Annotated in this window: 8 protein-coding genes and 1 pseudogene; 3 read left to right on the top strand and 6 right to left on the bottom strand. The window is 41.9% G+C overall.

Going from position 1 to position 8,432, the window contains the following annotated elements; translation table 11 throughout:
* On the top strand, nucleotides 1-165 hold a 165-nt coding region (locus AC58CZ_RS04370; RefSeq protein WP_497413137.1), incomplete at its 5' end, for a signal peptidase II.
* Nucleotides 166-770: 605 nt separating this feature from the next.
* On the opposite strand, the pseudogene merA reads toward AC58CZ_RS04370, so the two are convergent.
* The 6 genes and pseudogenes from merA to pdxA all read right to left on the bottom strand — a co-directional run.
* Nucleotides 771-2,162: pseudogene (gene merA / locus AC58CZ_RS04365) on the bottom strand (mercury(II) reductase); the annotation flags it as partial.
* Nucleotides 2,163-2,230: 68 nt separating this feature from the next.
* Nucleotides 2,231-2,650 carry an organomercurial transporter MerC gene (merC, locus tag AC58CZ_RS04360; protein ID WP_186475527.1) on the bottom strand — a complete coding sequence of 140 codons (420 nt, stop codon included), beginning with the start codon at nucleotides 2,648-2,650 and terminating at the stop codon, nucleotides 2,231-2,233.
* The gene (merP, locus tag AC58CZ_RS04355; protein ID WP_008110847.1) at nucleotides 2,650-2,934 is read right to left on the bottom strand and encodes a mercury resistance system periplasmic binding protein MerP; all 285 of its coding nucleotides are present in this window, start codon (nucleotides 2,932-2,934) and stop codon (nucleotides 2,650-2,652) included. The genes merC and merP overlap by 1 nt, the downstream gene beginning before the upstream one ends.
* A gap of 46 nt (nucleotides 2,935-2,980) precedes the next feature.
* A complete protein-coding gene (locus tag AC58CZ_RS04350; protein ID WP_016899520.1) occupies nucleotides 2,981-3,328 on the bottom strand; it encodes a mercuric transporter MerT family protein in 348 nt (115 codons plus the stop codon).
* Between the two features lie 187 nt (nucleotides 3,329-3,515).
* Nucleotides 3,516-3,887 carry a mercury resistance transcriptional regulator MerR gene (gene merR / locus AC58CZ_RS04345; RefSeq protein WP_033011277.1) on the bottom strand — a complete coding sequence of 124 codons (372 nt, stop codon included), beginning with the start codon at nucleotides 3,885-3,887 and terminating at the stop codon, nucleotides 3,516-3,518.
* A 430-nt stretch (nucleotides 3,888-4,317) separates the two neighbouring features.
* Nucleotides 4,318-5,400 carry a 4-hydroxythreonine-4-phosphate dehydrogenase PdxA gene (gene pdxA, locus AC58CZ_RS04340; protein ID WP_494223383.1) on the bottom strand — a complete coding sequence of 361 codons (1,083 nt, stop codon included), beginning with the start codon at nucleotides 5,398-5,400 and terminating at the stop codon, nucleotides 4,318-4,320.
* Between the two features lie 298 nt (nucleotides 5,401-5,698).
* Here pdxA and dnaB point away from each other — a divergent pair, with 298 nt between their 5' ends.
* Together dnaB and alr are read left to right on the top strand one after the other, a co-directional pair.
* Complete coding sequence (gene dnaB, locus AC58CZ_RS04335) at nucleotides 5,699-7,102, top strand: replicative DNA helicase (protein ID WP_071001653.1); 1,404 nt, start codon at nucleotides 5,699-5,701, stop codon at nucleotides 7,100-7,102.
* 164 nt (nucleotides 7,103-7,266) lie between these two features.
* Complete coding sequence (gene alr / locus AC58CZ_RS04330) at nucleotides 7,267-8,373, top strand: alanine racemase (RefSeq protein ID WP_071001654.1); 1,107 nt, start codon at nucleotides 7,267-7,269, stop codon at nucleotides 8,371-8,373.
* Nucleotides 8,374-8,432 lie beyond the last annotated feature (59 nt).

The raw sequence follows: 8,432 nt of genomic DNA, 5'->3' as shown, positions 1-8,432 counted from the left end.
TTAATCGATCGTTTAAGAATTGGTAAAGTGGTTGACTTTATCCATGTGCATTATGCTGATGTCTGGAATTATCCTCTTTTCAATGTTGCAGATATAGGTGTCTGTGTCGGTGTCGCATTGATTATAATTGACATGATATTTTTAGAAAGTAAGCGTAATAAATAAGCACATTGATGCCGATTATCACAAACAAAATGAACTAGCGTCGTATTCACTCTATACGGAAAAATACTTTTTATACTTGAGTATGTTTATAAAATGTGAACTGGAAGGTAATGTATGACTGGTATAGGTACTCACTCATTTTAGGTCTTAAAACTCAATACTTAAAAGCTCTGCGTAGAGCCATTATTATAGAGAAATTGAATAATCCATAAATTCTTTATTGATAATAACAAAAGGAAAATACAGTGTCACAGACTCAGCCAACTATTGAAAAAATTCACAGCCTTAGAAAAAAAACAAGAGACAGCGTTAAAAAGTCTTACCCTTATATAGTCGATACACTCTAAAAATGTCATAGCACTACTGGGATGAATTTTGCGCAGCCTCCTATCGTGCGCTCAAAGAAATTTGAAGCGGACTATAATAATTACCATCGTTTGTCAGGCGAGGGTAAGCGGGATACAGACACATTCAGAAATGAAATGAAGAATTTTATTACTATGTATCCTGAAGATTTTGAGAAAAAACCGCTAGAAAATTATTTGAAATAACAGCTATTAATGGCACTCCATTAACATTTCTGTAAGTACATTACCGTTAAATGATTACCCTGCGCAGCAAGATAGCTCTTTAACGTCTTTGCTAAAGGTTTGAGCGCATAACTTCAATCCTTCAACCATCGTCAAATACGGAAATAGTTGACCTGCCAATTCTTCGACTGTCATTTTATTATGAATAGCAAGAGCCGCACTTTGAATCAGTTCTCCGCCTTCATGGGCTAAAATTTGTGCGCCTATCAGTTTTCCCGTGGATTCTTCAGCTACCAACTTGATAAAACCATCCGTTTCAAAATTTGCTAAAGCTCTTGGTACGTTTTCCATATCAAGTACACGACTTATCGTATTTATTCCTACCGCTGAAGCTTGTACTTCGGTTAGACCTACCGTAGCAACTTGTGGGTCGGTGAATATAACAGCAGGCATGGTAGATAAGTCGAGTTGCGCATTTCCACCTGTCATATTAATTCCAGCCCTACTTCCGGCAGCAGCAGCAACATAAACAAATTGTGGCATATTGGAGCAATCTCCAGCGGCATAAATGTTAGCTGTTGATGTTTCCATCATACTATTAACAACAATGGCACCACTTTTATCTGTTTCAACACCAACATTTTCTAAACCAAGCTTTCCAGTATTTGCATGGCGACCCGTAGAGATAAGCAATTTTTCAGCGATTAATGTTCCTTCGTTAGTTTCCAATGAAAAACCATTGCTATCATAAGAAACATGACTTGCTTGCGTATTATTAAGTACCCTAATACCTTCTTTTTCAAAGCACTCTGCCAGTTTTTCACCTAATAACGGATCTTCAGCATATAAAAGGGTATGTCTGGCTAGAATTGTCACACGGCTACCTAAACGGGCATAAGCTTGCGCAATTTCCAGAGCAACAACGGAGGAGCCGATGACAACTAGACTACTCGGTAACTCTTCTGCAAATAAGGCTTCTGTTGATGTCCAATAAGGTGTATCAACTAAACCCTTAATTGGCGGAATGCTTGGTGTAGAGCCTGTTGCAATTAAAATGCGATCTGCAACCAGCTCTTCTTCACTACCATCAGACTTGTGAACTAGCAAGGTATTTTGATTTTTAAAACGTGCATAACCTTTAAGTAAAGATAGCGCGGGATTACTCTCTAAAATACGTTGATATTTAGCATCGCGTAGTTCTTCGACGCGAGCGTTTTGCTGATGTGCTAATAAGGAGCGGCTAAGTTGTGGCTGAATATTTTCTAAACCATCAAACGGGTTAGTACGTTGCTGATGCGCTAATTGCGCAGCACGGATCAATATTTTTGAAGGAACACAGCCGACATTTACACAGCAACCTCCGATTACATCGGCTCCTTCAATGATAGTAACTCTTGCTCCGCCTTCTGCTGCTTTAATCGCACTGGCAAAGGCCCCTGAACCACTACCAATAATGGCTACATGTAATTGTTCTGGCTGGATGTCATTTGGCGAGCAACAACTATTCGTTGACATATTTTATTCCTCTTAAAAAGTTAAGCGGTACAAGTTTCATCATCACAGCGTTTATTCGCAGGAGAAACCATGTCCCAAATTGATACAGCAACCATTAGTCCTAGCCCCGTATAAGTAACGTATGAACTCCACCCGTACTGGAACCAAGGGTATAAAGAGAGTAAAACCAAAATGGGGCCAATTGAACCGATAAAACTACGGTGCCATTGACGATGGCTAAACCAGCCTAAGATATTCATTACCAGCGCTAATACTGCAAACAGTGGTAACAACGTATTGATAAATACCCCTTCCCACTGACTAAGAAATCCCATCCCAATTGCCGCACCAAGACTAGCTATCGCGGGAAAACACATGGCGCATCCCATTGCCGAAACAAGTGCACCTATAGAGCCTGCTTTATCTCCGATACGCGTAACTAGTTCTAAGGGGCTAAATATTACTTATTTTCACTTTTTAAATTTGAAGGGTAGCCAGCGTTGGTAGTCGCTGCAATTAATGCATTGATGTTGGTTTTAGTGTCATCAAAAGAAACAACAGCTAGCTTAGGCTTGTAGGTAACTTTCGCATTTTCAACGCCATCAACATTTTCTAATGACTTTTTAACTGTGATTGGACATGTCGCACAGTTCATCGTTGGCACTTCCAGTGTAACTGTTTTTACTTCAGCAAAAGCACCAAAACTAGAAAGTGAAAGCAGTGCGGTTAATAATAATTTTTTCATAATTAGCTCCAAATTTTAAAATGTTATAAATTTCTTGATCTGTATATTAAGCAAACAAAAGTATCCAATAATTACTGGTCACTAAAATTGTCGCAACTATAGCGCTCAGCCAGAAAATGACTTTTCGTTGTTGCTGTTTCTTAGGAATTGCACAGGCCGTTCCCGGCTCACACTCTTCTACAGGACGGTAAATTTTCCAACCTGAGTAACCAAACAACAACACTACAAATGCGATAAATAATGGCCTATAGGGTTCAAATGCAGTTAAATTACCAATCCATGAGCCACTTACCCCAAGTAATAACAGGAGCAAAGGACCTACACAGCATACGCCTGCGCCTAATGCTGCTATGATGCCTCCTATCATTGGAAGGTTTGATTCTTTTTGATTCATATAGATACCTCATTAGATAATGCAAGTGTATTGCATGTACCTAAGTACGGAGTCAAGGGTGATTTATAAAAAATTTATCTTTGATAATCTGCTACGACAGATACGGGGAATAAGCTAACTTGAATTAAGGCGCAGAAGTAAAATTGGATATGCTGTTTTAGTGGGAAATGGTAGTTAAGTGAATCATTTACTTCGGTTGCAACGAATCAATTATTGGGCAGTGGCTATCGTCATCATTATTTTGGCATTGTCCTAAATGTTCTTCCAAAGCGTGTTCTAACAACAACAAGTCAGCCATCTTTTTTTGTACTGCGATCAGTTTTTTATTAGCTAATTCTTGTACTTTACTACATGGACTATCGTTTAACGCAAGTAACCCTTCAATCTCATTTAGCGTAAAACCTAATTCTTGAGAACGCTTGATAAAATGTATTCTATTTACCGTTTCTTTCGGGTAATGTCTATAGCCCTGCATAGGCTTTGGTGGTTGTTTAATTAAGCCTTTGCGTTCATAAAAGCGAATTGTTTCGACATTTACACTCAGTTCTTTAGCCAACATACTTATGGTTCGTTTAGACACGTTATCAATTACCTTACTGACTTTTTGTTTACTTACTTTATATCTAATTAAAGTGACCATCAATGAATACCAGTTTAAACATCGCTAATTGATTTTGTTTTTTCTTCTATTAAATAAGTAAAGTTACCGTTGTTACAACAATATTAAACCACAACAATGTATGGTTTATCCTTTTTCATTATCAAAGTCCAAATTAGTGTTATTACATGCAGTTCTACATGAGTATACCCTAGCGGAACCATCTATTTCAGCATTTAAACCTATTAACAGACCACTTAAAACAGACCGGTATAATGGAACCACTTATATTAAGTCGTCTTTGATTATTTATAAATAGGTATTATTCACACTAAAATAATCAAGTACGACGTGAACAATACCTATACGGCGATGAGCCATAACAAATATATCAATTAGTAAGCGACTTATCCGCCATTTCATTAGCCATCTTCAATGCTTGGTATAAACTCGTCGCACTTGCGCCGCCGCGTCCCGCCAAGTCTAGCGCCGTACCATGATCGACAGAGGTGCGAATATAAGGCAGTCCTAAGGTGAGATTTACCGTATCACCAAAGCCGTGTGATTTGAGTACGGGCAACCCTTGATCGTGATACATGGCGATGACTGCATCGCAGTTTGCTAAGTGTCTGGGGGTAAACAGCGTATCGGCTGGCATCGCCTCTGAAATATTGACGCCTGCATCGGTGAACTCTCGTAAGACTGGATTGATAATCTCAATCTCCTCCATACCCAAATGCCCGCCCTCGCCTGCATGTGGATTGAGACCGCACACCAAAATACGAGGCTGCGTGAGGCCAAACTTTTCTCTCATGTCATTGACAACGATTTGTACTGTTTGACGTACATTATCCGCGGTGATGGCAGCAGGTATGTCTTTTAATGGCAAATGGGTAGTGACAAGCGCGACTTTCATCGCTTGATTGGCAAGCATCATCACCACTTTCTCACAGCCACTTTGCTGCATAAAAAACTCGGTGTGACCGCTAAACATAGTGCCATCCAATAGCTTGATACCAGCATCTATCAGCGCTGATTTTTGTAAAGGACCTGTGACGATAGCGGCAACTGTTCCATTTACTGCTAACTGATGAGCAATGTCTAATTGCTGAGCCACCATCGCTGAGTTGGCCATATTGATTTGTCCGCCAGTAACTGGTCCTGCACAAGGGACGTTAAGCAAAATAAAAGCACTATCAGCATCTATATCCTGCTGTGCTATCTGCTCGGCCGCGTCCATATCAAAGTCACCAGCCTCGTTGTCAATGGTTTGCCAAATAGGCACTTCTGTCAACACGCCAGCTGAAACCAACTCCTCTGCACGGACTTGCATCGTGCTCGCATCAGCGGTTACCCAAATGGGACGGTCAAAATCTTGCAGCTTGCCCTCTGCCGCCAGATTCAATACGACATCCATTCCAATGCCCGCAGGTTCACCTGTCGTGATTAATAATGGTCGTTTTTGTTCTGTCATAGCAATAGCCTTATTTTATTTAAATTTTTGATTTTATTATATTTATCGTCAATATTTTCAGTTGTTACGTTTAGACAATGGATGCGGTCTCTTATTTTATGCATAACAATCACTGTAGATTTAGTTGCTTACCCAGCCTAAAAAATCACATTATGTGTTAAACTTTCGCTTCTGATTGTAGCATTTGCAGGCAAATCTAAAACCACGTTTTGGTACATCTACCGTAGAGATGTACCATATCTGTTTTGCGCTACCATCGACATCTTTTTTTATACCCATTTTGACTCATTAGGCACTCATGGCAGAAAACGACAAAACCGACGACTTACTCAATCAGACACCGCCGCACAATATCGATATTGAAAAGGCATTGCTCGCGTCTTTGATGAGTATCGAAGAGGCGTACGACAAGATTGCCGATATCGTCACCAAAGATGACTTTTATGCGGGGCGACATCAATATATTTTTGATGCGATTGCTCACCTTGCAGCCGTTAATGAGCCTTATGATACGGTCATGGTACACGACTGGTTAGAGGCGCAAAAGTTACTCAAAGGTGCAGGTGGGGACAGCTACTTAGCTGATATTTTGAGCCAAAGTCCGGCGACCTTGTTTAACCTGACTGCTTACGCTCAGCGCGTACGTGAGCTCTCAACGCTGCGTCAGCTCATTACCACGGGTAATGACATGCTAGCGCTGGCCTACAATCCAAAAGACCAAAGCGTTAGTGATATCTTGGACAATGTCGAAGGTAAGATATTTAGCATCAATGAGCAGCATAACAAACGCGCGGAACAGCGTGGCCCTGTCGGTATTACTTCGGTCTTAACCAATGTTATCGATCAGATTCAAGAGTTAAAATCCAACCCCGATGGCATGATTGGTTTACAAACGCCATTTGTCGAGCTGAATAATAAAACGCAAGGGCTACAATCAGGCGACTTGATTATCGTCGCCGCTCGTCCTTCTATGGGTAAAACCACTTTTGCAATGAACTTGGCAGAAGGGATTTTATTTAATGAAGATTTGCCTGTTGTGGTGTTTTCGATGGAGATGCCGGCAGAGTCTATTGTCATGCGTTTGCTGTCTTCATGGGGCGCGATTAACCAGACGCATCTACGTTCTGGGCAAATGAATGAAGATGAGTGGGCAAAGATGATGAACGCCATTCAGCATCTACAGTCTAAGCATTTATATATTGATGACAGTACCGCCTTGCCGCCATCCGAGATGCGCTCACGCTGTCGACGTATTGCCAAAAACCATGATGGGCGCTTGGGTGCTATCGTGGTCGATTATCTTCAGCTGATGAAAGTGCCGAGCCTAGATGGCAACCGTGTTGGCGAGATTTCTGAGATTTCGCGCAGTCTAAAGGCGCTCGCACGTGAGCTTGAATGTCCCGTGATTGCGTTGTCACAGCTTAATCGTAGTCTAGAAAACCGTCCAAATAAACGCCCAATTATGTCGGATCTACGTGAGTCTGGTGCAATTGAGCAGGATGCCGATTTGATTATGTTCATCTATCGTGATGAGGTTTATAATGAAAACTCAGACCACAAAGGTGTGGCGGAAATTATTATCGGCAAGCAGCGTAACGGCCCTATTGGTACCGTACGCTTGGGTTTTGAAGGTCAATTCACCCGCTTCATTAATCTAACGCCAGAATACTATCAAGGCGTCAGTTTTGAGAATGATGAGTAATCAGCGTTATAACATTTAAGTCTTAGTAAAATGTAAGCCCATACCGATTTTGGCTTACTCACAAGTTAGTAAGTAGCTTTAACCACATAGCCAGTATAGTATCAACTCCATTGATGCTGTACTGGCTTTATCACTTCATAATTCTACTCATAAAGAAGGCGATTATGCGCACCATTACCATAAAACCAAAAGCCATTACTCATAATCTCAATCAAGTAAAACAACGCGCACCGCAAGCAAAAGTCTTAGCGATGGTCAAATCCAATGCGTATGGGCATGGCGTGGCGGCGGTATTACCAGCCCTGCAGCAAGCAGATGGTATTGGGGTTGCGACTTTAACCGAAGCATTAGAAGCCAGACAATTAGGTTGGGAGAAAACCATTGGTCTAGTAGAAGGGGCATTTAGCGCTGATGAGTGGCAACAAGCCATTGATCATGATATTAGCTGCGTGATTCACCACGGACCACAGTTAGAATGGGCACTACAAAACTTCCCGCCAGCTGGTAGTGCAACTAATGTGGTTTGGCTAAAATATAATACAGGTATGAACCGTTTGGGTTTCAATGCTGAGGGTGTGCTATCAGCAGCCAAGCGTTTGCATGAAGCAGGTTATCAGCTGATCCTAGCCACCCATTTTGCCAATGCTGATGATCATGACCATCCATTAAATGCCATGCAGATTGAGCGCTTCTCAAGCGTACTTGCGACTTTGAAAGATACCATTAGCCTAGATATCAAAGGCTCATTATGCAACTCTGCTGGCATCGTCAACTTCCCAGAGTACCATTATGATTGGGTACGCCCAGGCATCATCTTATACGGTAGCTCGCCTGTCGTCGATAAAAGCGCACAAGAGTTAGACTTGCAGCCCGCGATGGAATTTAGTGCTCAAATTATGGCATTACAAACGGTCAGTGCCAATGATGCGATCGGCTATGGTAGCCGCTGGCGTGCGCAGCAAGACACCAGAACCGCTCTCGTGAGTGTGGGTTACGGAGACGGCTACCCGCGTGTAATAAGTGACGACGCTTATGTCACCGTCATCGATACTAACGACAATCAAAGCTACCGTTGTCCTGTGATTGGGCGTGTGGCAATGGATATGATCGTCATTGATGTCAGCAAAACGCCTGAAAGCCTTGCTTTGGATAGCAAAGTCATGCTCTGGGGCGATGCGCCGCGTGTCGATGAAGTGGCAGGTCATGCTGGAACGATTAGCTATGAGCTGTTATGTCGCCTCAGCATACGTCCAAACCGTACACAGGCATAATCATTAACGGCACAGGCATTAGCATACGAGTACTATGGCTTGCTAATGCGATTTCGGTC

Source organism: Psychrobacter sp. CR212 (assembly GCF_059693765.1).
The sequence above is the reverse complement of the archived record's forward strand: the minus strand, read 5'-3'. Positions and strand labels throughout refer to the sequence as shown.